Source organism: Actinomadura rugatobispora (genome assembly GCF_042656285.1).
GTDB lineage: Bacteria > Actinomycetota > Actinomycetes > Streptosporangiales > Streptosporangiaceae > Spirillospora > Spirillospora rugatobispora.
The window spans coordinates 36,109-62,112 of the sequence record NZ_JBHSON010000042.1; the positions used below are offsets into that span (position 1 = coordinate 36,109).

The following is a 26,004-nucleotide window of genomic DNA, read 5'->3' on the forward strand; positions in this document are numbered from 1 at the left end:
CTCAGCGGTCCTCGCTTTCCTGTGGAGCGGCTGTCTGCGGGACGAGGGCGAGCGCGGTCAGCTCGACCTCGACGGGGGCGCCGCCGGGCAGCGCCCGCACGCCGATGGCGCTGCGGGCGGGCAGCGCCGCGTCCGGGGTCAGCTCCGCCAGCGCGGCGGACGCGCCGTCGGCGACGGCCGACAGCTCGGTGACGCCGTCGTCGCAGGCGACGTACACGGTCATGCGCAGCCAGGTGCGGATCCGTTCGGGCCCGCCGGCCGCTGCGGCGACGGCGGAGACCGCGTTGCGGGCGGCGAGCCCGGCCGCGTCGCGGGCGGCGGTCAGGTCCACGTCGCGGCCGACCAGGCCGGTGACGGTGAGCGTCCCGTCGCGTCGCGGGGTCATGCCCGCACTCGTCACGAGGTGAAGGCCGGGATCGCAGGGGGCGATGACGGCGGGCACGTAGTCGCCCTGGGGACGGGGCGCGTCCGGCAGCCCCGCCTTCTCACTGGACACCGAGGGCCACTCCGTCCTGCCTTGGGTCGGACGCGCCGAGCAGCGCGCCCGTGTCCGCGTCCACCGAGATGATCTGGGCGCTGCCGCCCGCCGCCCACGGCCCCTGGACCCGGACGTCGTGCCCCAGCGCGCGCAGCGCATCGAGGCGGGCGCGGCCGAGGCGGGACTCGCAGCGCAGCTCCGGCGGCTGCCCGATCACGTCGGCGTCGCTGCCGGGGTGCACGGTGAAGCGGGGCGCGGCCACCGCCGTGGCCGGGTCGAGGCCGTGGTCCAGCAGGTGCGACAGCAGCTGCGCGTTCCACTGGACCTGGCCGTCGCCGCCCGGCGTGTTGCCGACGTGCCGCAGCGCCCCGTCCCGGCCGGTGACCAGCCACGCGTTGAGGGTGTGCAGGGGGCGGCGGCGCGGGCGGACCTCGTTGGGATGGCCGTCGATCAGGTACGCGCCCCGGCCGAGCCGGTTGTTGAGCACGATGCCGGTGCCGGGCACCGACACGCGGGCGCCGAAGGTGAACGCCAGCGAGTGGATCAGGCTCACCGCCGTGCCGTCGCCGTCCACCACGACCATCGAGGTGGTGTCGCCGTCGACCGGGACGGCCGGGGTCGCGGGCGCGGGCGGGTCGCCGGCGTCGAGCCGGGCGCGCGCGGCGGCGACGGCGTCCGCGGTGAGCAGGCTCTTCCAGTGGTCGTTCTCGGACCCGCAGCCGGCGAACCGGTCGGCGAACGCCAGCCGCGCCGCACCCGCCGCCCGGTGCACGGCCTCCGCCGACAGCCACGGCAGCCCGGCGAGGACGCCGTCGTTGAGGAGGGCCTGCTGCAGCATCATCCAGCCGGGCGTGGGCGGCGGCGTCTGGTGGACGGTGACCCCCTGGTAAGCGCAGGTCAGGGCGTCACCGACCAGCGCCTCACCGGTCGCCGCCCACTCCCCGCCGCTGAACGGCGCGCCCGCGCCCGCCAGCGAGGACACGGCCCGCTCGGCCGTCTCGCCCGTGTAGAAGGAGGCGGGGTCGGCGGCGACGCGGCGGAGGGTGGCGGCCAATTCGGGCTGCCGCAGCGGGGCGCCGACGCGGGGCGGGGCGCCGCCGGGAAGGTAGACGGCCGCCGTGCCGGGGTCGCGGGACAGCGCCGCGCGGCGTTCGACGACGTCGTCCCGCGTCTTGTAGGTGCAGGGCAGCCCCCGCTCCGCCATCCGCGCGGCGGGCTCCCAGAGGCGGGGCAGGCCCCAGGAGGCCGCGTCGGCGTGCAGCGCGGCCAGCGCGGCCACCGCCCCGGGGACGGCGACGGCCAGCGGCCCCTCCAGCGGCACGGCGTCCAGGCCGCGCTCCCGGTAGAAACCGGGGTCGCCGCCGTCCGGGCCGAACCCGCTGCCGCCGAACGCGGTGACGGTGCCGTCCGGACGCCGCAGCAGGACGAACGCGTCACCGCCGATCCCGCACTGCCCCGGCAGCGCGAGCCAGGACGCGGCGGCCATCGCCAGGGCCGCGTCCACGGCGTTGCCGCCCGCTTCCAGGACGTCCACGCCGATCCGGCTCACCGCCGGGTGGCTCGAGGCGGCCATCCCGCCGGTCCCGACCGTGGGGCCGCGCCCCTGGCAGCCGAACTCCCCCGCCAGGGCGCGCGCCGCCGCATCCCGTCCTTCGGCCGCCTCGGCCGCCGGCACTGCTGGTTCTGCTGGCATGACCCCAGTGTCAGGGCCGGGTCGGGGCGTCCGACATGGACCGAATGCCGAAGATCAGCGCCCTTCCTTGGGCAGTGCGCACATCGGGCGGCGCCGAGCCGTTCGGTCGGCGGCCCGCCCGGCACGATGCACAAAACGACCACGGCCGGGCTGTGCACGTTCCTCATTGTTCATCGACGGGCCATCCAGCAGATTCTCTGCAACCACTCGCGAGCCTCGCCTCGTCCCCGAGGTCGACAAGGAGGTGGTGGCGTGGAGATCGGCGCCGCCCACTGGGTCTTTCTGTCCGGGATCGTACTGATCATCGCGGTCATGATCGCTCGCAGGAACGTGGTGGTCCCCGCGATCGCGGCCACCTTCTGCACCGCGCTCGCCTACACCGGGAACCCGGTGACGGCACTCCAGTCGCTGTTCAACGCCAGCCTCACCGCGGCCTCCGAGCTGTTCAACATCTTCCTGATCATCGCGCTGGTCACCGCGCTGCTCGGGGCGCTGCGCGCGCTGGGCGCCGACCGCCGGATGGTGGAGCCGTTCCGGCACGTGATGCGCAGCGGGCACTCCTCGTTCTGGGTGATCGCCGGGATGACCTACCTGATCAGCCTGTTCTTCTGGCCGACCCCGGCGGTGCCGCTGATCGGCGCGGTGCTGCTGCCGGCCGCGATCTCCGCCGGGCTGCCGCCGGTCGCCGCCGCGCTGGCGATCGCCATCGCCGGGCAGGGCATGGCGCTGTCCAGCGACTACGTCATCCAGGTCGCCCCCGGGCTGTCGGCCAAGGCCGCGGGCGTGGGCACCACCGAGGTCGCCGACCGCGCCATGGTCCTGTCGCTGATCACGGGCGCGGTGGCGCTGGCGCTGGTGTACGTGATGCAGCGCCGGGAGTTCCGGGAGCCCGACGTCCGGCACCTGGTGGCCTGGGAGACGGGCACGGTGGAGCCGGCGGTGCGGGTCAGGCGCAGGCTGTTCCTCTTCGCCTCCCGTTCCGGCGGTTCCGGCGCCGCGGCGGAGACCGCGGAGACCGTCCACGAGAAGGTGAAGGCGGCCGAGGGCGCCGAGGCGAGGACCGCCTCCGGCGGCTCGGCGGGCGCGGGACGCGACGACGCCGCGGGCGCCGCCACGGCCGTGCTCGACCGCGGGCCCGCCCGCCGCGACGCCATGACCGACGCCGCCCTGTCCGCCGGCGGCCCCGGCTCCGGCTCCGGCGGGGACGCGGGCGCCGACCGCGTACGGCGCTCCAAGCTGTTCGCGCTGCTGGTCCCGCTGACCCTCGCCGGGCTCGTCGGCTACATGCTGCTCGGCAAGTTCACCGGCGCCGTCCCCGAGGTCGTCGGCAACGACGCCGCGGCCCTGGTCGGCGGCGCCACCGTCCTGCTGCTCCTGGTCGCCGCGCTGATGGGCGACGGCCGGGGCTGCCTGGAGACCTGCGCCGAGCACATCGTGGACGGCCTGGTCTTCGCGGTGAAGGCGATGGGCGTGGTGATCCCCATCGCCGGGTTCTTCTTCCTCGGCAACGCCGACTTCGCGGGGAAGATCCTGGCGCTGGACGAGGGCGCCAAGGCCCCCGGCTTCCTGTTCGACCTGGTGACCAGGATCGAGGGCGCGATCCCCGACAACGGGATCATCGTCGGGCTGGGGCTGCTGCTGATCGGCATCCTCACCGGCCTGGACGGCTCCGGGTTCTCCGGGCTGCCCCTGACCGGCTCGCTGTCCGGCTCGCTCGGCCCGGCCGCGGGCGTCGACCCGGCGCTGCTGGCCGCCATCGGGCAGATGGGGAGCATCTGGGCGGGCGGCGGCGTGCTGATCGCCTGGTCGTCGCTGCTGGCGGTGGCCGGTTTCGCCCGCGTCTCCGCGCTGGAGCTGGTGCGCCGCTCGTTCCTGCCCGTCATCGCGGGCCTCGTCGTGTCCACCCTGATCGGAATCGCGATCTTCTGAGGAGCCCGTTGACCACGTCCGCCACCACTCCGACCCCGCCCCCCGCCGCCCCGGACCCGGCCCGGCCCGCAACGGCCGGACCGGGTCCGTCCGGCCGCGGAGCCAGGCGCGCCCGCGCCGCCCTGCTGATCGCCCTGACCTTCGCCGCCGGGGTCATCGACATCGTCGGCTTCCTCGGCATGCACCAGGTCTTCACCGCCAACATGACCGGCAACATCGTCCTGTTCGGCATGGCGGCGGGCGAGGGCTCGGGCGCCGAGCTCGCGCGCTGCGGCGCGGCCACGGTCGCGTTCGCGCTGGGCCTGCTGCTGGGCTTCCGGATGTCCGGGCGCGGCGACCCCGAGCGGGTCTGGCCGCCCGCCGTGACCCGCGCGCTGGCCGCCGACCTGGTCCTGCAGCTGCTGTTCCTGGCCGGCTGGATCGCCACCGGCGCCCGTCCCGAGGGCGGCACCCTGCTCGCGCTCGTCGCCCTGTCGTCGGCCGCGATGGGCGTGCAGACCGCCGCGGCGCGCACGCTGGCGGCCGACGGCATCACCACCACGTTCGTCACCGGCACCCTCACCTCGATGATGGGCGCCCTGGCGATCGGCTCGGCGGCGGCCTCCGGACTGCGCACGGCCGTGATCGCCGCGCTCGCCGCCGGCGCGGCGGCCGGCGGGGCGCTGATGGGCCCCGCGCCGATCGTCGCCGGGGCGCTGGGGCCCGCGATCGTCCTGGCCGTCATGCTGGCCGCGCTCCCCCTGCACCGCCGCCGCCTGGCCTAGCCAGGGCCGGACGGCTCAGGAACGGCCGTCCCAGCGGGCGCGGCGCATGTCCACGCGGCGGCCGTCCGGGCGCATCGGGGTCCCCTCCACCCGGTACTCCTCCAGGGCCTCGACCTCGTGCCCGGACGGCGGGCTGCCGTCGGCGCGGATCACCCGCCACCACGGCACCCCGCCGCCGTACAGGGACATCACCCGGCCGACCTGGCGCGGGCCTCCGCTCCCCACCAGCTCGGCGATGTCGCCGTACGCCAGGACGCGGCCGGGCGGAATCCGCTCGACCGCGTCCAGTACGGCCTCGGCGTAGTCATCAGGGTCCGCTCGCACCCGCCGATTCTGACGCCCCGCTGTCCGGCTCCGCCACCGGGCGCCGGGGCCGGGCGGGGAGGCCGCAGCGCGAGCGCCAGCGCGACCCCGATCGCGACCAGGCCCGCGAAGATCAGCCCGCCGAAGCCGCCGAGGATCGCGGGGTCGTACGGCACCGCCCGCACGGGTGCCGGCGGGCCGTCGCCCCCGAAGTGCGCCGCGTCCTTCACGGCCGACGGCGCGGCGGCACCGGTCGCCGGGGCGGGCCTCTCCGAGAGCGCGCGCGCCGCGGTGAGCGCCCCCATCGCGCTCAGGTACCCGTAGCCGAGTTCGGTGTCGTACCGGCCGCCCCCCTTGGGGTGCCGGGCGGACGAGGTGACGGCCTCCACGACCTGCGGCGGGGTGAGCTTGGGGTACTCCGACCTGACCATCGTGACCGCCGCCGTCACCCAGGCCAGGGCCACCGAAGGCCCCCAGAACTCGTAGGGCCGGTCCCCCGGCCCGGTCGTGGCCACCTTGATCCCCGGCGCGGACACCGCGACCGCCGTGCTGGCGGCGGTGTACTTCTTGTGGCGGCGCCCCTTCGCGTCGGTGGCGCCGACGCCGAGCACCCCGGCCGCGGCGGCCGGATAGCCGGGCTTCGCGGGCTCGTTCTTGGGGTGGGCCGCCGCGACGACCACGGCGCCCTTGGCGGCGGCGTGGACGAGCGCCGAACGGATCAGGCCGCCGGTGGTGGTGTACGCCTCGACGTCGTCCACGCTGGGCTCCACAGCGATGACCTGGGCGCCCCGGTCGGCGGCGTGCCGGATGCCCCGGGCCACGGTCGCGGAGATGTCCTCCTCGTTCCACCAGCGCCCCGCCGCCGCCGTCTCCTCGGCGGGATAGACCCGGACGGGCAGCAGCGTGGCGTCTGACACCACGCCCCGCACCCCCAGCGGCGAGCGCGCGGTGGGCCCGCTCCCGACCAGCATGGTCGCCGACAGCGTCCCCATGAAGGACTTGGGCCGGGGCGTGCCGACGAGGTCACGGCCCTTGCCCAGCGCCCCGGACAGCGTCCGCATGCCGGGCGTCACCCCGTCGCTCAGCAGCGCGATCTTCACACCCTCGCCCTTGGAGACCCGCTGCGCCTCAAGGAAGTCGGTCGCGAACCGCAGGGCCCAGTCCTTCGGCGCCGCGGCCTCGGCCGCGCCCGTCAGCGGCGGGGGCAGACCGAGCAGGAGGGCCGCGGCGGCCGAGGCCGCGGAGAGACGGCGGATCAGCATCGCACGCCCTCCCGCTCGCAGACCGCGGTGGTCGCCGCGAAGATCGCCACGATGCTGTTGAGCCCGGTGCGGGCGAACTCGAACCTCTCCGCGACGGCGCCCGGCGCGGGCCTGCCGCGGTCGGCGACCCAGCCGCTCGCCCGGAAGAACAGGTAGGGCGTCCCGTTGGACTCGATCCCGAAGGCGGCGCGGCGGGCGTCGCCGAAACCGGCCGCGGCCGTCCCCGGGAACGGCACCGCCCGGAGCCCGGTCCGGTCGAGCGCCGCCCGGCTGTACGTGGCGCCGAGATCGCTCTCGGCCCGCAGCGCCCGGGCCGCGTCGGGCATCACCGCGAGCCCGAGCGTCGCGACGAGGGTGCCGGTGTCGTCGACGTAGGTGGCGCGCAGCACCGTACGGCAGCCGTGCCGGTCCATGACGCGCGCGAACGCCGCGTCGAAGGCCCTGGCGCACGAGGCCGCGGGCGCGATCCCGGCCCGCAGGGCGCTCCAGGCCGGCGGATCGACCGCCCGGCCGCCCTCGCTCCTCAGCCGGACGCGATGGTCGAGCCGCGCGGGGAAGATCGCGGACGCCTTCAGGACGCGCCAGCGGACGCCGATCTCCTTCTCGCCCGCGGCCCTGACCTCGCGTTCGGTCGGCTCGCGGGTCAGGTCCGCGACGACGGGCACCGCGCCGCCCACGACGGCCGCCACACCGAGCAGCGCGAGCACGGCGATCGCCGCGATCGAGCGCGCGGACCGCCGGGGACGTCCGGGCGGCGGGGACACGGCCGGGAACGCCGGCGCGGGCAGGGGCTCGGGCGGCGGCGGGACGGTCGGATCAGGAGTCATGGACACGTCGCCAGATACAACTGGCACCGTGTCTCATCATGATCACAACGGCGGGTCCGGAACCGGCCAGTCCGCGGCGTCCCAGGTCAGGAGGGCCCGCCGGGAGGCGGCGGCTCCATCCGCGGATGTCCGGCCGCCCGCGGATCCGGCGGCGGCCACGGCTCGGCACGCGCCGGCACCCCGCCGAACCCCGGCCGGCCGAGCCCCGGTTGCGGACCACCCCACACCCCCGGCCCGGCCAGTGCGAACCCCGCGCCGGGACCGGCCTGGGGCGGCGGCCGCCGCGGATGGCGGCGGGCCAGCATGACCGCGATCACGACGGCCCCGACCGCGCCCGCGACACCGGTCACCGTGACGATCACGATGACCGCGCTCACCCACGCGGGCCGGTGGATCACCTTCACCGGCTCCTGGGCGCCCGTGCCGAAGCGCTGCCCGGCCGGCTTGCCGGCCGCCCCCGCCCGCGGCGTGGTCAGCGCGTCCGACGCGGTCAGCGCCCGGGCCGCGTTGACCTCGCCGAAGCCCACGTTCGGGTCGTAGGTGCCGCTCGGGCCGTGCCGGGTGCCCTGGATGAGCGCCTGCGCGACCAGCGTCGGGGGCAGCTTCGGGTGGCGCGAGCGGATCAGCGCCGCGATCCCCGACACCAGCGCCGAGGAGTCGCTCGTCCCGTCGGTCAGGAAGTAGTCCCCGCCCGGACCGGCGACCGGCAGCCCGGAGCCGGGCGCCGACACCACGACGGAGTAGTTCCGGTTGGAGAACGCGGCACGGGCGTGCCGGGAGTTGGTGGCGGCCACCGCGATCACGCCCGGGAACGCGGCCGGGTAGGAGTACGGCGCGAACCCGTCGCGGTCCAGCCGGTCGCGCTTGTCGCCGTCGTTGCCCACCGCCGAGACCACCACCACGCCCTTGCCGATGGCGTAGCCGATGGCCTCGCGCTCCTGGAGGTCCGCGTCGTTCTTGCCGAGGGACAGGTTGATGACGTCGGCGCCGTTGTCGGCGGCGTACCGGATGCCCCGCGCCACCGCGTCGTCGGCCTGCTCGGAGGTGCGGGCCAGCCGGTAGCTCGGGTCCTCCCGCTCGGCGAGGGCACGGATCGCCAGGATCTTCGCCTCCGGCGCGATGCCCATGACGCCGTCCCGGCCGCCGGGGCCGTGGCCGTGCCCGGCGATCAGCGAGGCCATCCCGGTGCCGTGCATCCGCGTCGGCCTGGTGTCGCCGTCGACGGCCGCCAGCATGTTGGGGCCGCTGATCACCGAGCCGGCGAGGTCGGCGTGGCCGGCGTCCACGCCCGAGTCCACCACCGCGACGGTCACGCCCGAGCCGCGGGTGCTCTTCCACGCGGTCTCCACGTCCAGCGTCGCCATCATGGGACGCTGCCGGTCGCGGACCTCGTCGGCGTGCGCGGGCAACGGCACCGCCACCAGCAGCGCCAGCACGACGCCCGCGGCCGCTCTCCTCATCCGCACGTCAGCACCGCCACTCGCGCCGAGAGCAGTCCGGCAGGGCTTTCTGCGCCAGCGGGCGGGAGATCCCGCGCGCCACCTGCGGCGCCAGCGCGTAGGGATCACCGGGATGCTCCTTGGTGACGGCGGTGGCCGGACGCCCGTCGGCGTGGCCCGAGGTGGTCAGCAACACGTACGGGCCGCCGCGGTCGGCGGTTCGATCCTGCCGGGCGGCGTCGATGAACCGGGCGGCGGCCGTACCAGGAAACGAGACAGCCCGCAGCGCGGGCCGCACCCCGCTGGACCGGTCGGGCAGCGCGGCCGTCGGCAGCTCCTTGAACGCCCGGTCGGCCTTCCAGGCGTCGGCGAACGCGGCCACCCCGACCGTCACGACGACGCCCCGCAACTGGTCGGTGTAGGTGGCGCGGAGCAGGGCGCGGCAGCCGTGCCGGCGCAGCACGGCCGCGATCTCCGGGTCGACGGCGGTCTGGCAGGTGCCCTGCGCGGCGATGCCGACGCGGGAGGCGAACTCGCTCCGGCCGCGGCCGAGGTCGTACCCGACCCGTTCGGGGAAGATCCTCCCCGCGGGCCAGGCCTCCCAGCGCCGCGCCACCTCGGCGTCGGCGGCGCGCTGCAGCTCGGCGGTGGTCGGCTCGCGGTTCAGCATGGCCCAGGCGCCGGTGAGCGCGACCGCGGCGACCACCAGGTAGCAGCAGCCGAGCGCGACGGCGACGACCATCCACTGCCGGGCGTGCAGCCCGAGCACGGTCGCCGGAGGGCCCGATGAGGGGTTGGGGGGCAGGAACGCCACAACCGTCAAGATTAGCTGTGGTTTGACCTGTTGCGCCCTGCCGTCAGGGTGATCAGTCAAGCGGGCGACACTTCCCCGAACCCCCTCCATACGCACTGACGTGCGACTAAGCCCGGCAGGGGGGTTCGGGGAATGCCCTGCGGCATGGCAAGGTTGTGCGGTGGGAGGAAGTACCCCCGTTACAGCCGAGCGTCAGCACAGGAGCACCCACAGTGTCGTTGCCACCTCTGGTAGAGCCCGCGGCGGAGCTCACCCGCGACGAGGTCAACCGTTACTCGCGACATCTGATCATTCCCGACGTGGGGATGGCCGGGCAGAAGCGGCTCAAGAACGCCAAGGTCCTGTGCGTCGGCGCGGGCGGCCTCGGCTCCCCCGCCCTGATGTACCTGGCCGCGGCGGGCGTGGGCACGCTGGGCATCATCGACTTCGACATCGTGGACGAGTCGAACCTGCAGCGCCAGGTCATCCACCGGCAGTCGTCGCTGGGCAAGCCCAAGGCCGAGTCCGCGGCCGACACCGTCCGTGAGATCAACCCGCTGATCGACGTGGTTGTGCACAACACCGCGCTCGACCGCGACAACATCATGGACATCTTCGGCCGGTACGACCTGATCGTCGACGGCACGGACAACTTCGCCACCCGCTACATGGTGAACGACGCCGCCGTCCTGCTCGGCAAGCCGTACGTGTGGGGGTCCATCTACCGGTTCGACGGCCAGGCGTCGGTCTTCTGGGCCGAGCACGGCCCCTGCTACCGCTGCCTCTACCCCGAGCCCCCGCCGCCCGGCATGGTCCCGTCCTGCGCGGAGGGCGGCGTCCTCGGCGTCCTGTGCGCCTCGATCGGCTCCATCCAGGTGAACGAGGCCATCAAGCTCCTCGCCGGCATCGGCGACCCGCTGGTCGGCCGCCTGATGATCTACGACGCCCTGGAGATGAACTACCGCCAGGTCAAGGTCCGCAAGGACCCCGAGTGCCCGCTGTGCGGCAAGAACCCGACGCAGACCGAGCTGCTGGAGGACTACGAGGCCTTCTGCGGCGCCGTCTCCGACGAGGCCGCCGAGGCCGTGAAGGACTCCACCATCTCGGCCACCGAGCTGAAGTCCATGCAGGACCGCGGCGACGACATCTTCCTGGTGGACGTGCGCGAGCCCAACGAGTACGAGATCGTCTCCATCCCGGGCGCCACGCTCATCCCGAAGGGCGAGTTCCTGGACGGCAGCGCCCTGGAGCGCCTCCCCCAGGACAAGAAGATCGTCCTGCACTGCAAGTCGGGCGTCCGCAGCGCCGAGGCCCTGGCCGTCGTCAAGAACGCCGGCTTCTCCGACGCCGTCCACGTAGGCGGCGGCGTCCTGGCCTGGGTCAAGCAAATCGACCCAAGCCTCCCCTCCTACTGACACCGATGGCCCCGGGGCCGGGCCCCGGGGCCACCGCACTCACCCAAGCCAGACCAGCTCCGCTCCCGTCCGCCGCGAAGCACTGTCCGGACTCTGCCACTTGGAGAGCCCCGCCCCTGACGGCGGAACCGTCATGACGAGCCCGCCCGGCAACTCCATCCCGTAGGCCACGACCTCACGCACGGGCTGCTCGTTGTCGTCGTCGTACTCCTGGACCAGCGCGAACATCCGCGCCACCGCACCCCCGGCCAGCTCGGCTACCTCAGCGGCGGCCCGGTCGTCGACGTGGTAGACAAATGATGGTTCGGACTCGTGGATGCCATCCATCAGGGTGCTCCCTTCCGAGCAACCGGGCCGGGACGCCTCCGCCACCACGCGATCAGCGTCCCGGCCCTCCTCTTGACCCGCTTTCAGTCGCGGACCGTAGCCATTGACCTACGGTTGGTATAGTTCCATCACGTCGAGCAAGGAACAAGTTGTTCAGCTCGATTATTGTTAATGATCTTCGCGGCGCGATATCGGCGGAAGGAGAGTCGGGCATGCGCACTCCGCAGCGGGCGACTCTGCGCTCCCAGTGGCTTGGCCAGCAGCTTCGTGAACTGCGCGACGACAGCGGGCTCGTGATCAAGGAGGTCGCCGAATATCTCCAGCGTGACCCGGGGACAGTCAGCCGGTTCGAATCCGGCTTCTACCCGATTCGCCGCCCCGACCTGCTGGCCCTCCTGGACCTGTACGGCGTCTCCGATCCCCAGCGCCGCGAAGCACTCCTACAGCTCAGCCAGGATGTCTGGCAAAAGGGCTGGTGGGACGGCTACTCCACAGACGTCGTCGGCTCACTTATCGACTATGTCTGGCTGGAGTCACGTGCCACGCACGTTCGGTCGTACGCTGCAATCGTCGTACCCGGGCTGCTCCAGACACCCGAGTACGCCGAGACCGTCATCCGCATCAATGACACCGACGCCACACCCGAGCAGATCAAGCGCTGGCACGAACTGCGGATGACCCGGCAGCAGATCCTCACCGGAGACGCTCCCACCCGGTTTTCAGTGATCCTGGACGAGTCCATCCTTCGACGCCCGATCGGCAGCCCGCAGATCATGGCGGCCCAACTTCGTCATCTCACAGTATGCTCCAGCAGGTCCAAGATCGACATCCGGGTGCTCCCCTTCCGCGCAGGCACCCCGGCCAGCACGTATGGCACCTTCGAGATCTTCGAACTGCCGGCCCCGTTCCCCGAGATGGCGTACACCGAGACGATGGCAGGCGGCATCTACGTTGAGCCGCCCGAGTCTGAACGGTTCGTCCGGGCTTACGATGGGCACAAGCGCATGGCCCTCGGGCCGACCGAGTCCGCCGACCTGATTTCGGCGATAGCAGAGGAATGGCAGTAAGGATGTCAGAGGCAGCCGAAGGACTCAGCCCTCAAGAACGTGCCCGCGTCGCGTGGCACATCAGCACCTACAGCCCCAATAACGGGGGCAACTGCGTCGAGGCCGGTCCCCTGAACGACGGCACCGAACGCGTCGCCGTACGCCACAGCCACCACCCCGACGCCGAGGTCATCGTCTACACCCGCAGTGAATGGGAAGCCTTCCTAGCCGGCGTCCGCAACGCCGAATTCGACTTCTTCACCCACTAACGCCCCCATCACCCACGCCGCTCAAGCCCCCGAGCCAACTCAGAAGCGACCCGCCAAGCCCGGCGCCCTTGCTCGTCAGACAACGCTGACACACTGGCTCTGTCCTTATCGCCGGTAGCCGCCATGATCTGCACGTTCACATTTCGAATTCGGAACAGAACGGCGCTCGATTTTAGGGATGAGGTGTACTTTGGAGACTGACATGCCTCGTCACCGAGTTGAACCCGGATTGAGCAAGGGGAAAAATTTCGGAGGGACCATTTCAGATCAGCGAACTCTTTGGTCGCTTTCTCCGTTGCAGTCCTCCCATTCTCAGGTGTTGGCAGCTCCACGCGGATCGAGATCATATCGCTCTCGGACGACTCCTGAGGCGTGAACAGGTGACATACCCATTTTTCCACCCGATCGTATGCCTTTTCCTTCTTGCAACTTGAGGCTTTGGCGTCCGCGAATCGCAGGTCCCGGCGCAGGCTAGGTGAAAGCAGAGTCCGCGGATCCGGCGTGGTCCGGATCTCTCCCCTTTCGAAACCCCGAGACATCACTGACGTCGAAGGAACAGGAGTTTTAGGGACGGCGGATGAGGTGGGCAGAGACTCTGTCGACCCTGAGCAGCCAACAAGAAACGTTCCAAGCAGTGGCGTAGCCACGAGCGCTTTGAACACCACAAGATTGCCGCCGTCCACAGCGTGAAACAGAGGCCAACGGCAATGGCGAGGGCCGGTCTCCTGATCCATAAAACTCCACATCCTTCATCAAAGCTGCCCCTGCCACCATGCTTCTGTGCGCGTTTTGCACGGTTCCGCAAGTCGCGAAGTGCGGACTAGAGGTGAGCAAACCACTAGAAAAGGGATTGCCCCCTGTGTCTTCTCCATCGCTACTACTTCTTGGAAAAATGCTCTCCAACACCCGACAGTGCGGTGAGTACACCACCGACTGCGCTTACGGCTCCACCGGTCCCCTGCGCAGCCGGGTGGGGAATTCCTGAAATTGCGTCACCAACCGCACTCGCGCCGCCACCGATTGCCTTCATGTCCTTCAGGACAGTATTCGCATCCGAACCTTTTAGATTCAGATCACCCTTGCCCTCTTCGAGCTTCTTACGCAATTCCTCGATTCGAGGAGAGTACCAATCGACCTGCCCCTTACGGAGCAAGCCGTTTGGGTCGAGGGTTCCAACCGTCCTCTGGCCTTTATAGTAGTTCAAGCCCTCCATCAACGCGTCTGCCAGTTTGCTCAACTGTGCCGCCGCGAGTACACGGGACTTCTCGGCATCCGCCAAGCACCTTCTACGCAGATCATGCCATTCATCCATCCTGGTGACGGATCCTATCGGAGGAGGGTCGGGAAGAGTGGGTGCGTGCCTCGTGTGGACGTTGTCGTCCTGCGCAAAGTAGCCTGCCTGACGCCCTGCGACTAGGGCGTTCTCGATACGCTGCTCGAGCATTGCAAGCCTTGAGGCCAGTGCGTCGATAATGCCTGCAGCGGCGTTGATGATCTTATTCAAGCCTGCCATCATCAGGGCATCCTGGCCATAGTTCGTCCTGAAGGCTTCAGCACTTCTACCACTGTACTTCACAGTGCTCTGATATCCGAGCAGCTTATTCACCTGGCCGGTGAGCTCGTCCACTCGCGGATTACCGGCCTGCGAGAATGCGTAGAGTTTTCCAGCCAGAGCAGAAAGCCCATTCCAATCCCCCTCAATGTACACTTTCCCCCAGGTTGGGGGTATATATGCACGCATTTTTGGCGTTTCCGCCGGAGGAATGCTTGGTAGTGGCTCTGCTCGCTTCTCCCTGCCAGGGGCCATCGTTGTCCCGCCTTTATTTCTTGGCGCCAATACTTGGCATGTCTCCGGGGGTGGTGGAGGCATTTACGGCAGCCTTGTATAGAACGGTGATGTTGGCGTCCTCGGCAGTTTGGAACTCCTCAGCCACCAACTGGAGTTTTTCGCCGTGTTGCCATACAGCGTCAGCCAGGGCGCCATGCAGGAGATCAATCAGCTTAAGCGTTGTTTCCAACATGGCGTCGGATTTACCATTGCCTGTGGAAGGGCGTTCAAAGCCACCCGATATATCCCCCTTGTAGTCGACGGCAATCTTCTGAAATTGCCGTCCAGCATCCACGAGAGAATCGATTTGAGCACTAAATTCACTCACTGATCCTCCTCTGCTTGGCGCCTCTGAACCCCACTTTTAAGGGTGGGATTCACCACGACCGGCACTTGCCCGTGAATATGATGTAGGAGTTCGATGATGTCGACCTTGACCATCGGCTGAAACTGCCCCAGCTCACCTTGAAGAATCTCTGGTGAGGTATAAACGAGGACCGCCCCCGACCCCTGTTCGGTCTCGCGGACTTCGTATTCGACAACCACAGGTCCGTCGTCCCTGTGCGGCTTCTCAGCCACGGGCACATATACCTCCCATTTAGCCGTTTCGCTCTCCTCCTGGACATCATCGTGTGTCGTTTGGCTTTCTGGAGGCAGTGTGGAGGGACGCGTTTTCGCATCAGCCGCCTGGCCCGGCCTTGGACTTTCCAGACGCTTGGATATTTCGTCTTCGCTCGTCGGGGCGAATGGGGTGCTCCTATTCAGCATCCCACCAAGATCCCTACTCATATCACGTAAGTCCTCCCGGCTCCATCGAGGTGATCCGTCGAATCAGAATCACCCCAAATCACAATTGGCTATATCAGGCCGCCATACCTTTCACTTCACAACCTCGGCGCTGGACCGGGATCGCTTCTGAAGGGCCGGGAACGGGTTCGGGTTCGTCGCCTGACTATGAGAACCACTACAGTTGCGGTGCCGATCCCGACGAGCACGAGTACGCCCACTGCTGTCCCGATCTGAATCATCCGTGTGCGTAGGGGCACCACGTCTCGGATGGTCTCCTGGGTCCGCCCGGGAAGGGGATGCAGGGCGCGTTCACGGCGTGATCGCTCCCACGCCTCGTAGACGGGATTGGGGGCGCTCGCGGGAAGCTGCGCTGTCAACGCCTCATATGGGCGGACAGCACCGAAGCCGGTCTTAGTATCGCGCCCCTTCGGCTTGACGTCCTCGGCCGTGGCGGTGATCCTGCGCAGCACCTCACGTGCAGGCATCTGCGGATATCTGGAGCGCACCAATGCGACGACACCCGAGACGAGGGCCGTGGCGAGACTTGTCCCGCGCAAATCCTTCTCGATGTATCCCTTGGGCGCGAAGGACTCCTCTCTGATTGAGGCGATTTCTACACCCGGTGCCGAGACGGCGACGTACGATTGTGGCTGCGAGTAAAGATCGGGGCGTCCTTTCCTATCGAGCGATCCGACCGCAAGAACCCCGGGGCAAGCGGCTGGCTGCAACGGCACGTTCCTCTCGTGGATGTTATTGCCCGCCCCTGCTACCACGATGACATCTCGCTGCAGAGCTTCGGTGACCGCCGCCTCCCGCTCTGGATCGCAAACGCGCCCAGTGTCCGACCCGGCAGCCAGCGATATATTGATGACCTTGGCTCCCTGGCGGACTGCCGACCTAATCGCCGCGGCCATGTTCTTATCCGACCCCGAGCCATGTGTTTCGTTGTTCATGCGGATCGAAAGGATTCGGGATCGGGGTGCGATCCCCAGCATTCCTGTGCCCTGTCCCTGCGCCGCGATCAAACCGGCGATATTCGTGCCGTGCTGGCGCGTATCAAGATCCTTGAGGCCGTTCGTTCCGCCGCCCAGCATATCCCCACCAGGAAGCACCCTTCCCGCCAAGTCGGGCAGGTGAGCGTTGACTCCGCCATCTAGCACCGCGACGGTCACGCCCTGCCCCTGGGTAAGTGACCAGATCTTCTCCGCCTGCCACTGGCGTAGCCACCATTGTTCACTTCGTGGCCTGGGAATCGCCGCCAAGGCTGGTGTCGTGATGGGGAAGGCGACCAAGCAGGCCGTTGGGACCGTCATCCAGCGCCGGATTCTCCTGCCCATCGGCACTGCGTCCCTCCTCCAGGAGACCTGCCATCTCAAGTTCCCGCTCCAACTCGGCTTCCAGTTCAGCCAGAACCAGATCCAGTTCGTCTTCCTCGCCGCTCGCCTCGGGCTGCTCAGCGCTGGGAGCCAACGGTTGGTCGGCTTGGTTCACTCGCCCTAGAGGCCCCTCAATTGGGCGTGCGGGCTCAGAGCCTTCGATTACCGGAGGTGCCCATTGTTCATCATCGGCTCCCCAGATGTCCGGATCCACGGCAAGCCACGTCGAACGCTCGTGCTCATCCTCTGAACGCCCCGCACCGCCCATACCTCCGAGGATGTTGCCTCCTGGGACCATCGAAGCTGTTCCTCCGCCCCGAGGACCGCGGCCAGAGGCACTCATGCCGCCTTGGCCTAGCCCCCGACCGCTCACACCTGGCGAGGGATTTCGCGGGCCAACCCCCGGAGACATCGGTACAGGTCCCCCAACGCTTCCGCCAACTGGCGTGCTGGAGACGGGCGCCCCGGTGGGGGGCGCGCCCAGCCCCGGGCTGTTACCTGTGCTTGTCGGCATGCCTGTCTGGGTCGAAGCCAACTCTGTCCCGATCAGGCCCGGTGTGCTGGTCTGTCCATAGCCCGAACCAGCGCCCCTCGGGTCATGGCCGGCACCTCCGCTCCCTGGGCTCGCTGATGGAGGAAACGCTGAATCTGCTGCTGAGGAAAGCGATACGCCGCCGGACTGCCCAACCGGAGAGCCCCCGTGTGGAGAGCCGGGGCCGAGGGGTGAGTGGTCACGAGCCGACTCGCCGCCCTGACTGATGCCCGGAAGCTTGACCCTCAGGCCGTCGGGCAGGGCAGCGTGGGTCTGGGTGATGCGGCTGTTCAGCCTGGCCATCAGCTTCTGGGCGTATTCATCGTCTCGGCCGGAGCGGATGAATCCGTCGTCAGGCAGATGGCTTTTGTACCAGGGCAAGATTTTTTCGCCGTACTGTTGCAGAGCCTTCCCTGTCTGCCCGCTCTTCGCCGCCATTTCTTGGGCCGTGTCTCTCAGTTTGATCAACGCAGCCAGCGCCTCGTTGGCAGCGGGGCCTCGCCAGCGCTGCGTTAGGTACGTGATCGCCTCGCTGAGTTCGCGGTGGGCGGTTGAGAGCTTCGCAGCGGCTGCGTTGTAGGCGTGTCCGGCGGCTGCGACCTTTTCAGGGCTGGTCGACTGCAGGCGGGCACGGACCTGCTCTAGTTTGAGCCCTTCCACCGAACCGGTCGGCTCCGGTCCGCGGAGGGGACGCTCATTCCCCACGATCAGGTCATCCCTCGTCGGTGCCGGTCATGACGTCGCGGACTCGCTTCTCGGTCATCTCTTCGGCATCGTCGTAGGTTTCGGCGACCTTGAGGAGGGCCGAGATTGCGGCCTGGTACTCGGTCAGAAACTCGCGATAGGAGCCTCCGAGGTGGCGGGATGCCAGACCGGTGGTGATGGACAGGGTCTGGCCCGCGTCCCAGTTGCCCAGGTGCTGTGCGGTGATGGCTGCTCTCGTCCGTAGATCATCGGGAGAGCCTGCGCCCTCGAAGGACTGGAGCGTTCGGTCGAGGTTCTTGGCTACGTGGCGTAGTGCTGACCGGACGACCTCTACTTCGGACATTTCACCCCGTTCTAGCCTTGGAGGGTGGGGAAATCGGGTCGCCCACCTATCCAGGCCCCCGCAATGACAAGCCCCTTGACCCGGAGATCAAAGATAGTGCAGGGCATCGTGCCCGTCCAGACACTTCGTAACTTGGAGCGATATCAAGGTCACTACCTGCAGTGATGCTCGCCGGCGCCCGGAGGAGTCGCAGCGCCTGCGTTTGTGGACGGGCTGCACCGCGCATTGAGGGCGTGACCTAAGGTCCGCCGCAAGCGTTGGGACGGTGTCGCGGCGAGCCTGGTCGCGACAGCTTCCAGGGCGGCGGCTACCGGTCCGGCTCGTCTTTGGGATGTCGTGCGGGCGGGGAGTAGGTGAGGCCTAGGATGGGGGCCATTTCGGATAGCATTAGTTCGAACATTGGTTCGGGGTCGTCCAGGGCGAATTCCAGGTGGCCGAACACTTCCAGGCTTACGGCGCCCTGGAGGCGGACCCAGCACTGCAGGAAGGTCTGGATCAGGCCCAGGGGCAGGTCGGAGCCCTCTACGGTGAAGTCCCGGTAGCGGCGGAGCTGGCCTCTCAGGCGCGGGTCGATGTCCTTGTCGGCGGGGACGGGGAATGGGGCCTTCCGCCACAGTTCCAGGAAAAGGGAGAGGAAGGCCCAGCCGAAGCGCTGGGCGCTTTCCTCGGCGAAGTCGACTTCCTTGCGGTGGGCCAGATCGGGCATCGGGGAGCCGAAGAGGAGGGCGTATTCGCGGCGGTGCGCGAAGGCCCAGCGGCGGAAACTGCGGGCGACGGCCAGGAGTTTTCCGCTCATGTCACCGTCGGGGACTCCGGACAGTCCGGCGTGCAGTTCGGCGGTGAGGTCGGCGAAGATGTCGCCGACGACGTGCCGCAGCAATTCCGCGTGGCTGTCGAAGTAGCGGTACAGGCCGGGCGCCGTCATGCCCATCTCGCGGGCGATCGCCCGCAGCGTGACCGCGTCCGGGCCCTGCTCGACCAGGATGCGCCGGGCCGTCCGGGTGATCTCCTGAACGGTCGCCGCGCGCATCCGGTCGCGCCGTGACTCCCCCAAAGCCTCTGACTCCCTCGTCGACGTCCCCACATGATTCACCATGAACGCCGTTGACGGAAGCTTACGGCGTGTGCGATGTTAACGGCGTTCGCAGTAAACGATGTTCACTCTAGTGACAGTGTGTAGCGGGGTGGGGATGTTCGAGAGTTGGGGGCGGTGGACCTACCGGCGGCGCCGGCCGGTCCTCGCGGTGGCGTTGCTGTTCGTGGCCGTCGCCGCGGTGTGGGGGACGGGGGTGTTCGGCGCGCTCTCCCCTGGGGGCGGCTTCGATACGCCCGGGAGCGACAGCGACCGGGCGGAGCGCGTCTCCGAGCGTGAGCTGGGACGGGACGCAGCCGATGTGGTGATCCTCTACCGGGCCGATGGTGGTCTCACGGTGGACGATCCCCGCTACCGGAGTGCGGTGGAGGCGGCGTTGGGGGCGCTGCCGCGTGACAAGGTCGCCTCCACCGGGACCTACTGGTCGACGGGTTCTCCGCAGTTGGTCAGCCGGGATCGTGCGTCCACCTATGCGGTGGTGCGGCTGGCCGGGGACGCGGAGGCCCGGCAGGACGGGTACGAGGCGCTCCGCGGCCGGTTCGGGGAGGTCGGCGGCGGGCTGACCGCGAAGGTCGGCGGGACGCTGGCCACCGAGGTCGCGATCAACGAGCGGGTGTCGTCCGACATCGCCCGGGCCGAGGGGATGGCGCTGCCGGTGCTGGTGGTGCTGCTGATCGTGATCTTCGGCGGGCTGGTGGCGGCGAGCCTGCCGCTGCTGGTGGGCGGGCTGGCGATCCTCGGGTCGTTCACGGCGCTGCACCTGCTCACGTACGTGACCGACGTGTCGATCTTCGCGATCAACATCACCACGTTCCTCGGGCTGGGGCTGGCGATCGACTACGGGCTGTTCATGGTGGGGCGGTTCAGGGAGGAGCTGCGGCGCGATCCGTCCACCGAGCGGGCGCTGGCCGCGACGATGGCGACGGCGGGGCGCACGGTCGCGGTCTCCGGCGTGACGGTGGCGGTGTCGCTGGCCGGGCTGCTGCTGTTCGACCAGCGGTTCCTGCTGTCGATGGGGTACGGCGGGATCGCGACCGTGTTCGTCTGCATGGCGGGCGCGCTGACCGTGCTGCCGGCGCTGCTCGGGGTGCTCGGGCACCGGGTGAACGCGCTGCCGGTCCGCAGGCGGGAGGGCGCGGGGTCCGGCTGGTGGCCGCGGCTGGTGCGCAGTGTGATGCGCCGTCCGATCGTCTACACGGTCGCCACGGTGGGGTTGCTGCTGGCGCTCGGCGCCCCGTTCCTGGGGATCAACTGGGGCGGCGTGGACGGCAAGGTGCTGCCCGCCGGGAACGAGGCGCAGGTCGTGGCGGAGACGCTGGAGACGCGGTTCCCGCGCAACGCCACCAGCCCGATCACGGCGGTCGTGCACGGCACCTCTGATCAGGCCGCGGTCCGCGCGTACGCCGAGCGGTTGGAGGGGGTCTCCGGCGTCACCGGAACCGTCGTCACCGGTGCGAAGGGCGAGACGACCCGGATCGCGCTGGGGTATGACCACGATCCGAACTCCGATGCCGCCCGCGACCTGGTGGTGAGGGTGCGGGACGTGCCGCCGCCGCCCGGCGCCGAGTCCTACGTCGGCGGTGTCACGGCCGCGGTCGTGGACCAGCTCGACAGCATGGGGGCCACGCTGCCCTGGCTGGGGGTGACGGTCGGGCTGGCCACGTTCGTGCTGCTGTTCCTGGCCTTCGGCTCGGTGGTGCTGCCGCTCAAGGCGATCGTCATGAACCTGCTGTCGCTGTCGGCGACGTTCGGGGCGGTGGTGCTGATCTTCCAGGACGGCCACCTGTCGGGCCTGCTGGACTTCACCGCCACCGGGTCGATCTCCCCGGCGATGCCGATCCTGATGCTGGCGATGCTGTTCGGGATCTCGATGGACTACGAGGTGTTCCTGCTGTCGCGGGTCCGCGAGCAGTACGACCTGACCGGCGACAACACCACCGCGATCGCCGCCGGGCTGCAGCGCACCGGGGCGGTCATCACCAGCGCGGCGCTGCTGTTCGTGGTGGTGATCGGGGCGTTCGCCACCTCGGGGATCACCTTCATCAAGATGACCGGGGTGGGCATGGTGATCGCCATCGTGGTGGACGCGACGATCGTGCGGGCGCTGCTGGTCCCGGCCGCGATACGGCTGCTGGGCCGGGCCAACTGGTGGGCGCCGGGTCCGCTGGTCCGCGTGTACCGCCGGTACGGGATCCGGGAGGGCGAGGAGTCTCCGGCGCCCGAGCGCGAGCTCGAACCCGCCGGCACCTGAACCCCGAGGGGAGAACGGGGCGGGGGCGCGGCCCCGGCGGCACGGACCAGGCCGCCGGGGCCGCGCCTGGTCTTGCGTTGGTGAAATCTCGGCCTCACGCCTCCCACGCGCGGTCACGGAGCGATGCGCGGGCGTCACGCCCTGGGCATGATCGGCCCCGTCCTTCAACCGACGAAGGGGAAGATGATGCCGACGAAGAGACGCGCCGCCCTGAGGCGCGCGGCGGTCACCTCGGCCGCGGCCGGGATCGCTCTCGGCCTGATCGCCGCGCCGGCGGCGGCGTGCCCGAAGCACCGGCAGGGCGTGACCAGGGTGAAGGGGCCGACGCACACCTACCACCGCGGCTACTCCGCGGTGAAGGAGGTCGTCACCGTCCACGGCGCGCGCGGCAGGACGGTCGTCGACCTGCGGGTGTCCGGGTTCCCGAGGTCCGCCGCGGGCAAGCGTTTCGGCGCCCACGTCCACCAGAACAAGTGCGGGCCCAAGGCGTCCCATTCCGGTACGCACTACCAGCGGCTGGCCAGGTCGAGCACGCCGCTGCGCTTCAAGGAGATCTGGCTGGACGTGCGGATCGACCGCGACGGCCGCGGCCACTCCCGGGCCGTCGTGCCGTGGCGGGTCGCCAAGGGCCAGCGTTCGGTGGTGATCCACGCCAAGCCCACCGACCGCCGCACGGGGGAGGCGGGTGCCCGGCTCCTCTGCACCACGGTCCCGTTCGGCCGCTGATCGACCGCGCGCGGCGGCGGGTCCGGCACGGGCCCGCCGCCACGCCGCAGGACGTTCCGGTCACCGCCCCTGGTCGGGCCGTCCCGCCACGAAGTCCTGGAACCTCATCATGAACCGCTGCACCGGCGCCCGGAGCCTGCGGTCGCGGACCTGGGCCTTCGACCACTTGCGGGACCCCTCGGTGTAGCGGTGGTGGGCCCACGGCGATCCCGGACGGGCCAGGCGGATCGCGCCGACCAGTGCCAGCGGCCCGATGAACAGGCCGATCAGCCCGGTCCAGGTCTTCCCCTTCAGCAGCGCGATCAGCGACATGGCCAGGTTGAGCAGCAGCCCGAAGGCGATCTGCCAGGGCTCGCCCGGCACGTCCTTCTCGCCGACGCCCAGCGGCCGCAACCCCAGCAGGAGCAGCCCGGAGAGGGCGATCGCGATCATCACGACCTGCACCGACAGCCGCCCCTCCTCGGTCCAGTAGACGTCGCTGAGGTGCAGGACGAGGGCGAACTCGTCCAGGACCAGCGCCGTCCCCACGCCGAACACGGCGGAGGTCGCCGCGGCCCAGCCGGAGGAGACCCCGGGCACGACCAGCCCGCCGATGCCGCCGACGCACATGAAGACCATGCCGAAGACCACGTGGTGGATGTGCCGGCCGCCCGGGGTGACGTTCCCGGGCCACCAGCGGGCCTGCCTGCGGATCATCCGGACGCTGAAGCGGATGAACAGGAACGCGGCGATGAAGGCCAGCAGGAAGCACAGCAGCCGCAGCCTGCCGCCGTCCACGATCTCCTTGGTGAACCACGCTTGCACCGCGACCTCCCCGGGAGCGATTCCCGGGTCGGGCGGGGCGGAGACGGCCCCCGGCGTGTTCTTGACCGATTGCGTGCCCTCCCTTGAAGGGGAGGGCCCCGCGGCCGGCTAGGCGGACTTGCGGCCGCGGGGCTTGGACTCGCCCTTCTTCGACGACGAAGACGACGACGCGGACTGCGACGAGGCGGCCTTCCCACGGCCCTTGGACTTGGCCGGCGGCTTCTTCTCCCCGCGTTCCTTCTTCGCCGCCTCGACGCTGGCGCGCAGGGCCGACAGCAGGTCGGCGGCGGGCTCCTCGGCCGCCTCCGCCTCGGGACGGGTGACCTCGCGCCCCTCGATCTTGGCCTCGATCACGGCCTGGAGCGCCTCCCGGTAGGCGTCCTTGTACTGGCCCGGGTCGAACTCGCCCTGCATGCTCTCGATCAGGGAGGTGGCCATGCTGAGCTCCTGCTTGCGGACCTCGATGTCCTCCTCCAGGAACGGGAAGTCGGGCTCGCGCACCTCGTCCGGCCAGAGCATGGTCTCCAGCACGAAGACGCCCTCGCGCACCCGCAGCGTGGCCAGCGACTCGCGCTGCCGCAGCGCCACCTTCACGATGGCGACCTGGTCGGAGTCCTCCAGCGCGTCGCGCAACAGCACGTACGGCTTGGCCCCCTGCTGGTCGGGCTCCAGGTAGTAGGTCTTGGCGAAGTAGATCGGGTCGACCTCGTCGCGCTCCACGAACTGCAGCACGTCGATGCGGCGGCTGCTCGACAGGGGCAGGTCGGCGAAGTCCTCGTCGGTCAGCACGACAATCTCGCCGCTGGGCAGCTCGTAGCCCTTGGCGATGTCGGAGTAGGGGACCTCCTCGCCGTCCACCGTGCAGACCCGCTTGTACTTGATCCGGCCGCCGTCCTCGCGGTGCACCTGGTGGAAGGACACGTCCCGCTGCTCCGTCGCCGAGTAGAGCTTCACCGGGATCGTGACCAGCCCGAAGGAGATCGCGCCCTTCCAGATACTGCGCATGGTCCGTCCTTACCCCGGGGCCTGTGCTCCTTAGCGTCCCAACCGGTGGCGAATTGCACCAGAACGCGCTCTTGATCCTTTTTTCTCCGAACGAAGGGGAGGGTAAGACGCGGATATGACCATGCCGTGGCCCGTGCACCCCATGATGGCCGCCACCGGAGAACTCCCCGACGACACCGGACGCTGGGCCCTGGAGCTCAAATGGGACGGCGTCCGCGTCATCAGCTACGTCTCGGCCGACGGCGTGCGGGCCAGCGGGCGCCGCGTCACCGAACTGGCCGGCCGCTACCCCGAGCTGTCCGCGCTGGCCGACCTCCTCCCCCACCACGACGTGGTCCTGGACGGCGAGGTGGTCGCCTTCGAGGACGGCCGCCCCAGCTTCGAGCGGCTGCAGCGCCGGATGCACGTCGGCCGCCCCGACCCCCGGCTGATCCGCGAGGTCCCCGTCCGCTACGTGGTGTTCGACCTGCTGTTCCTGGACGGCCGGCTGCTCTACGACGTCCCGTACACCGAGCGCCGGGCGCTGCTGGCCGAGCTGGACCTCGGCGGCACCGGCCCGGTCGAGGTGCCCCCGTTCCTGGACGGCGGCGACACCGCCCAGGTCGCCGAGCTGATGGAGTTCACCAAGGAGCAGCGGCTGGAGGGGCTGCTGGCCAAGCGGCTGGACTCGGTGTACCGGCCGGGCCGCCGGGTCGACTTCTGGCGCAAGGTCAAGAACTTCCTCACCCGCGAGGTGATCATCTGCGGCTGGAAGCCGGGGAAGGGGCGGCGGGAGGGCGGCGTCGGGTCGCTGCTGCTGGGCGAGTACGACGCCAAGGGCCGGCTGTGCTTCGTCGGCCACGTCGGCACCGGGTTCAGCGACCGGGCCCTGGACGAGCTGTACGAGACGCTGTGGCCGCTGCGCCGCGCGGTCGGCCCGTTCGACGAGCCGGTGCCGCGCGAGTTCGCCCGCGACGCCCAGTGGGTTGAGCCGGTCCTCGTCGGGGAGGTGGCCTACAGCGTGCGGACCAGGGACGGCCGGCTGCGCTTCCCCTCATGGCGCGGTCTGCGCGACGACAAGGACCCACTCGAGGTGATCCGTGAGCCCTAAGAAGACCGCCGTCACGGTGGAGGGCCGGGAGCTGGCGCTGTCCAATCTGGACAAGAAGCTGTACCCGGAGTTCACCAAGGGCGAGGTCATCGACTACTACGTGCGGGCGGCGCCGGTGCTGCTCCCGCACCTGAAGGACCGTCCGGCGACCCGGATCCGGTACCCCGACGGCGTGGACGGCCAGAAGTTCTTCGAGAAGAACGCGCCGTCGCACACCCCCGACTGGGTGCGCACGGCGCGCGTCCCGACGCCGGGCAGCTCGTCCGGGCGCGACTCGCTGGACTTCGTCGTGGTGGACGACCTGCCCACGCTGGTGTGGTGCGCCAACCTCGCGGCGCTGGAGCTGCACGTGCCGCAGTGGACGGTCGGGCCGCGCGGCGGGCTGCACGACCCGGACCTGGTGGTGTTCGACCTGGACCCGGGGGCGCCGGCGACGATCGTGGAGGCGTGCGAGGTCGCCCGGCTGCTGCGCGATCTGCTGGCGGAGGACGGCCTCGACTCGTACCCGAAGACCAGCGGGAAGAAGGGGCTCCACCTGTACGTGCCGATCAGAGAGAGCGAACGGACCTCCGAGTACGCGAAGAAGGCCGCGCAGCGCCTCGCCGCCGACCACGGCGACCTGGTCGTCAGCCGGATGGAGAAGCGGCTGCGCAAGGGGAAGGTGTTCGTGGACTGGAGCCAGAACAACCCGGCCAAGACCACCGTCGCCGCGTACTCGCTGCGGGCCGCGCCGAGCCCGTCGGTCTCCACCCCGGTGACCTGGGAGGAGCTGGACGACTGCGACGACGCCGCGGCGCTGGTCTTCTCGCCGGACGAGGTGCTGGAGCGGATCGAGGAGCACGGCGACCTGCTGGAACCGCTGCTGGGCGAGCACGGGCGGGCGCTGCCGTGACGACGACCCCCGATCGGGCCCCGAT

Annotated in this window: 26 protein-coding genes and 1 pseudogene; 9 read left to right on the forward strand and 18 right to left on the reverse strand. The window is 70.0% G+C overall.

Translation table 11 applies throughout. The features are described from left to right. Window position 1: 1 nt before the first annotated feature. The gene (locus tag ACFPZN_RS27335; RefSeq protein WP_378285070.1) at window positions 2-496 is read right to left on the reverse strand and encodes a RidA family protein; all 495 of its coding nucleotides are present in this window, start codon (window positions 494-496) and stop codon (window positions 2-4) included. Continuing rightward, window positions 486-2,171, reverse strand: coding sequence for a gamma-glutamyltransferase (locus tag ACFPZN_RS27340; RefSeq protein ID WP_378285071.1), 1,686 nt, complete (start codon window positions 2,169-2,171; stop codon window positions 486-488). The genes ACFPZN_RS27335 and ACFPZN_RS27340 overlap by 11 nt, the downstream gene beginning before the upstream one ends. Window positions 2,172-2,423: 252 nt before the next feature. Between ACFPZN_RS27340 and ACFPZN_RS27345 the strand changes: the two genes are divergently transcribed. Further along, window positions 2,424-4,100 (forward strand): hypothetical protein, encoded by a 1,677-nt coding sequence (locus ACFPZN_RS27345; RefSeq protein ID WP_378285072.1) that lies wholly within the window; start codon window positions 2,424-2,426, stop codon window positions 4,098-4,100. Between the two features lie 8 nt (window positions 4,101-4,108). Then, entirely contained in the window at window positions 4,109-4,864 is a 756-nt protein-coding gene (locus tag ACFPZN_RS27350; RefSeq protein ID WP_378285073.1) for a YoaK family protein, read from the forward strand. A 15-nt stretch (window positions 4,865-4,879) separates the two neighbouring features. Here the strand turns inward: ACFPZN_RS27350 and ACFPZN_RS27355 are convergent, their stop codons facing one another. The 5 genes from ACFPZN_RS27355 to ACFPZN_RS27375 form a co-directional block, all read right to left on the reverse strand. Continuing rightward, window positions 4,880-5,152, reverse strand: a complete 273-nt coding sequence (locus tag ACFPZN_RS27355) for an MGMT family protein (RefSeq protein WP_378285236.1) — start codon at window positions 5,150-5,152, stop codon at window positions 4,880-4,882. Further along, window positions 5,053-6,429, reverse strand: coding sequence for a S8 family serine peptidase (locus tag ACFPZN_RS27360; protein WP_378285074.1), 1,377 nt, complete (start codon window positions 6,427-6,429; stop codon window positions 5,053-5,055). The genes ACFPZN_RS27355 and ACFPZN_RS27360 overlap by 100 nt, the downstream gene beginning before the upstream one ends. Further along, window positions 6,423-7,256, reverse strand: a complete 834-nt coding sequence (locus ACFPZN_RS27365) for a hypothetical protein (protein ID WP_378285075.1) — start codon at window positions 7,254-7,256, stop codon at window positions 6,423-6,425. Before ACFPZN_RS27365 ends, ACFPZN_RS27360 begins: the two co-directional genes overlap by 7 nt. 86 nt (window positions 7,257-7,342) lie before the next feature. Beyond that, on the reverse strand, window positions 7,343-8,716 hold the full coding sequence (locus tag ACFPZN_RS27370) for a S8 family serine peptidase (RefSeq protein WP_378285237.1): 1,374 nt from the start codon (window positions 8,714-8,716) through the stop codon (window positions 7,343-7,345). A 7-nt stretch (window positions 8,717-8,723) separates the two neighbouring features. Continuing rightward, on the reverse strand, window positions 8,724-9,509 hold the full coding sequence (locus ACFPZN_RS27375) for a hypothetical protein (protein WP_378285076.1): 786 nt from the start codon (window positions 9,507-9,509) through the stop codon (window positions 8,724-8,726). A 212-nt stretch (window positions 9,510-9,721) separates the two neighbouring features. Between ACFPZN_RS27375 and moeZ the strand changes: the two genes are divergently transcribed. Continuing rightward, window positions 9,722-10,903 (forward strand): adenylyltransferase/sulfurtransferase MoeZ, encoded by a 1,182-nt coding sequence (gene moeZ / locus ACFPZN_RS27380; RefSeq protein WP_378285077.1) that lies wholly within the window; start codon window positions 9,722-9,724, stop codon window positions 10,901-10,903. A gap of 39 nt (window positions 10,904-10,942) precedes the next feature. On the opposite strand, the gene ACFPZN_RS27385 is transcribed toward moeZ, so the two are convergent. Continuing rightward, on the reverse strand, window positions 10,943-11,230 hold the full coding sequence (locus tag ACFPZN_RS27385) for a hypothetical protein (RefSeq protein WP_378285078.1): 288 nt from the start codon (window positions 11,228-11,230) through the stop codon (window positions 10,943-10,945). A gap of 212 nt (window positions 11,231-11,442) precedes the next feature. On the opposite strand from ACFPZN_RS27385, the gene ACFPZN_RS27390 reads away from it, so the two are divergent. Then, a complete protein-coding gene (locus ACFPZN_RS27390) occupies window positions 11,443-12,297 on the forward strand; it encodes a helix-turn-helix domain-containing protein (protein ID WP_378285079.1) in 855 nt (284 codons plus the stop codon). Between the two features lie 2 nt (window positions 12,298-12,299). Further along, a complete protein-coding gene (locus ACFPZN_RS27395; RefSeq protein ID WP_378285080.1) occupies window positions 12,300-12,545 on the forward strand; it encodes a DUF397 domain-containing protein in 246 nt (81 codons plus the stop codon). Window positions 12,546-13,422: 877 nt separating this feature from the next. Here the strand turns inward: ACFPZN_RS27395 and ACFPZN_RS27400 are convergent. From ACFPZN_RS27400 to ACFPZN_RS27435, 8 genes and pseudogenes are all read right to left on the reverse strand, one after another. Further along, complete coding sequence (locus tag ACFPZN_RS27400; protein ID WP_378285081.1) at window positions 13,423-14,172, reverse strand: hypothetical protein; 750 nt, start codon at window positions 14,170-14,172, stop codon at window positions 13,423-13,425. A gap of 193 nt (window positions 14,173-14,365) precedes the next feature. Then, window positions 14,366-14,701 carry a DUF6317 family protein gene (locus ACFPZN_RS27405; protein ID WP_378285082.1) on the reverse strand — a complete coding sequence of 112 codons (336 nt, stop codon included), beginning with the start codon at window positions 14,699-14,701 and terminating at the stop codon, window positions 14,366-14,368. After that, window positions 14,698-15,162: an SseB family protein gene (locus tag ACFPZN_RS27410; protein ID WP_378285083.1), complete on the reverse strand. Its 465-nt coding sequence runs from the start codon at window positions 15,160-15,162 to the stop codon at window positions 14,698-14,700. The genes ACFPZN_RS27405 and ACFPZN_RS27410 overlap by 4 nt, the downstream gene beginning before the upstream one ends. A gap of 95 nt (window positions 15,163-15,257) precedes the next feature. Next, the gene (gene mycP, locus ACFPZN_RS27415; RefSeq protein WP_378285084.1) at window positions 15,258-16,499 is read right to left on the reverse strand and encodes a type VII secretion-associated serine protease mycosin; all 1,242 of its coding nucleotides are present in this window, start codon (window positions 16,497-16,499) and stop codon (window positions 15,258-15,260) included. Beyond that, window positions 16,396-16,653, reverse strand: coding sequence for a hypothetical protein (locus tag ACFPZN_RS27420; protein ID WP_378285242.1), 258 nt, complete (start codon window positions 16,651-16,653; stop codon window positions 16,396-16,398). Before ACFPZN_RS27420 ends, mycP begins: the two co-directional genes overlap by 104 nt. A gap of 816 nt (window positions 16,654-17,469) precedes the next feature. After that, window positions 17,470-17,775: pseudogene (locus tag ACFPZN_RS27425) on the reverse strand (WXG100 family type VII secretion target); the annotation flags it as partial. A gap of 7 nt (window positions 17,776-17,782) precedes the next feature. After that, window positions 17,783-18,118: a hypothetical protein gene (locus ACFPZN_RS27430; protein ID WP_378285085.1), complete on the reverse strand. Its 336-nt coding sequence runs from the start codon at window positions 18,116-18,118 to the stop codon at window positions 17,783-17,785. A gap of 307 nt (window positions 18,119-18,425) precedes the next feature. Next, window positions 18,426-19,172 (reverse strand): TetR/AcrR family transcriptional regulator, encoded by a 747-nt coding sequence (locus tag ACFPZN_RS27435; RefSeq protein ID WP_378285086.1) that lies wholly within the window; start codon window positions 19,170-19,172, stop codon window positions 18,426-18,428. A 136-nt stretch (window positions 19,173-19,308) separates the two neighbouring features. Between ACFPZN_RS27435 and ACFPZN_RS27440 the strand changes: the two genes are divergently transcribed. Next, on the forward strand, window positions 19,309-21,462 hold the full coding sequence (locus ACFPZN_RS27440; protein ID WP_378285087.1) for an MMPL family transporter: 2,154 nt from the start codon (window positions 19,309-19,311) through the stop codon (window positions 21,460-21,462). A gap of 186 nt (window positions 21,463-21,648) precedes the next feature. Then, a complete protein-coding gene (locus ACFPZN_RS27445; protein WP_378285088.1) occupies window positions 21,649-22,188 on the forward strand; it encodes a hypothetical protein in 540 nt (179 codons plus the stop codon). 60 nt (window positions 22,189-22,248) lie between these two features. Here the strand turns inward: ACFPZN_RS27445 and ACFPZN_RS27450 are convergent, their stop codons facing one another. Beyond that, window positions 22,249-22,992, reverse strand: coding sequence for a hypothetical protein (locus tag ACFPZN_RS27450; protein ID WP_378285089.1), 744 nt, complete (start codon window positions 22,990-22,992; stop codon window positions 22,249-22,251). A gap of 108 nt (window positions 22,993-23,100) precedes the next feature. Further along, the gene (gene ku, locus ACFPZN_RS27455; protein ID WP_378285090.1) at window positions 23,101-23,997 is read right to left on the reverse strand and encodes a non-homologous end joining protein Ku; all 897 of its coding nucleotides are present in this window, start codon (window positions 23,995-23,997) and stop codon (window positions 23,101-23,103) included. A gap of 115 nt (window positions 23,998-24,112) precedes the next feature. On the opposite strand from ku, the gene ligD (ACFPZN_RS27460) reads away from it, so the two are divergent. Beyond that, window positions 24,113-25,087 carry a non-homologous end-joining DNA ligase gene (gene ligD, locus ACFPZN_RS27460; RefSeq protein WP_378285091.1) on the forward strand — a complete coding sequence of 325 codons (975 nt, stop codon included), beginning with the start codon at window positions 24,113-24,115 and terminating at the stop codon, window positions 25,085-25,087. Next, complete coding sequence (ligD, locus tag ACFPZN_RS27465) at window positions 25,077-25,979, forward strand: non-homologous end-joining DNA ligase (protein ID WP_378285093.1); 903 nt, start codon at window positions 25,077-25,079, stop codon at window positions 25,977-25,979. Before ligD (ACFPZN_RS27460) ends, ligD (ACFPZN_RS27465) begins: the two co-directional genes overlap by 11 nt. Window positions 25,980-26,004: the final 25 nt, after the last annotated feature.

What these genes read in the sequence shown, in the direction of transcription:
- ACFPZN_RS27445 (WP_378285088.1), top strand. Translation starts at nt 21,649, where the DNA reads ATGCCGACGAAGAGACGCGCCGCCCTGAGGCGCGCGGCGGTCACCTCG.
- ACFPZN_RS27395 (WP_378285080.1), top strand. Translation starts at nt 12,300, where the DNA reads ATGTCAGAGGCAGCCGAAGGACTCAGCCCTCAAGAACGTGCCCGCGTC.
- ACFPZN_RS27385 (WP_378285078.1), bottom strand. Translation starts at nt 11,230, where the DNA reads ATGGATGGCATCCACGAGTCCGAACCATCATTTGTCTACCACGTCGAC.
- ACFPZN_RS27370 (WP_378285237.1), bottom strand. Translation starts at nt 8,716, where the DNA reads ATGAGGAGAGCGGCCGCGGGCGTCGTGCTGGCGCTGCTGGTGGCGGTG.
- ACFPZN_RS27430 (WP_378285085.1), bottom strand. Translation starts at nt 18,118, where the DNA reads ATGTCCGAAGTAGAGGTCGTCCGGTCAGCACTACGCCACGTAGCCAAG.
- ACFPZN_RS27390 (WP_378285079.1), top strand. Translation starts at nt 11,443, where the DNA reads ATGCGCACTCCGCAGCGGGCGACTCTGCGCTCCCAGTGGCTTGGCCAG.
- ACFPZN_RS27410 (WP_378285083.1), bottom strand. Translation starts at nt 15,162, where the DNA reads ATGAGTAGGGATCTTGGTGGGATGCTGAATAGGAGCACCCCATTCGCC.
- ACFPZN_RS27365 (WP_378285075.1), bottom strand. Translation starts at nt 7,256, where the DNA reads ATGACTCCTGATCCGACCGTCCCGCCGCCGCCCGAGCCCCTGCCCGCG.
- ku (WP_378285090.1), bottom strand. Translation starts at nt 23,997, where the DNA reads ATGCGCAGTATCTGGAAGGGCGCGATCTCCTTCGGGCTGGTCACGATC.
- ACFPZN_RS27440 (WP_378285087.1), top strand. Translation starts at nt 19,309, where the DNA reads ATGTTCGAGAGTTGGGGGCGGTGGACCTACCGGCGGCGCCGGCCGGTC.
- ACFPZN_RS27340 (WP_378285071.1), bottom strand. Translation starts at nt 2,171, where the DNA reads ATGCCAGCAGAACCAGCAGTGCCGGCGGCCGAGGCGGCCGAAGGACGG.
- ACFPZN_RS27360 (WP_378285074.1), bottom strand. Translation starts at nt 6,429, where the DNA reads ATGCTGATCCGCCGTCTCTCCGCGGCCTCGGCCGCCGCGGCCCTCCTG.
- ligD (WP_378285091.1), top strand. Translation starts at nt 24,113, where the DNA reads ATGACCATGCCGTGGCCCGTGCACCCCATGATGGCCGCCACCGGAGAA.
- mycP (WP_378285084.1), bottom strand. Translation starts at nt 16,499, where the DNA reads ATGGGCAGGAGAATCCGGCGCTGGATGACGGTCCCAACGGCCTGCTTG.